A 324-nucleotide genomic window follows, 5' to 3' on the forward strand; every position below is an offset into this window, starting at 1 on the left:
GACGGCGGCGGGGGCGGTGGGCCACACCCCGAGCAGGGCGAGCGGGACGGTCATCAGGGCGAACGACCAGATGATCACCGGCCGTCGGCCCCGGGTGTCGATCAGGCGCAGCGCCGGGTAGCAGCCGAGCAGGAAGACCACGCTGATCAGGCCGGTACCCAGGGTCTCCATCACGGTGCCGCCCGGCATGCCGAAGGACGAGAGGATCTGCGGGCCGAAGGTGAGCATCGCGAAGAGCGGGCCGACCTGGCAGAGGAAGAACAGGCCGCAGAACAGGGTGCGGCGCCGGTAGGGCGGGGTCATCAGCAGGCGCAGCCCGCCGGG

The 324-nt window shown here is 71.9% G+C and carries 1 protein-coding gene; it reads right to left on the reverse strand.

Annotated elements, in window-relative coordinates:
- Positions 1 to 324, reverse strand: a 324-nt coding sequence (locus tag BI06_RS45335; RefSeq protein ID WP_043479165.1) for an MFS transporter, incomplete at both ends; no start/stop codon positions are given.

This window comes from Kitasatospora sp. MBT66 (assembly GCF_000710405.2).
Classification (GTDB): domain Bacteria; phylum Actinomycetota; class Actinomycetes; order Streptomycetales; family Streptomycetaceae; genus Kitasatospora; species Kitasatospora purpeofusca.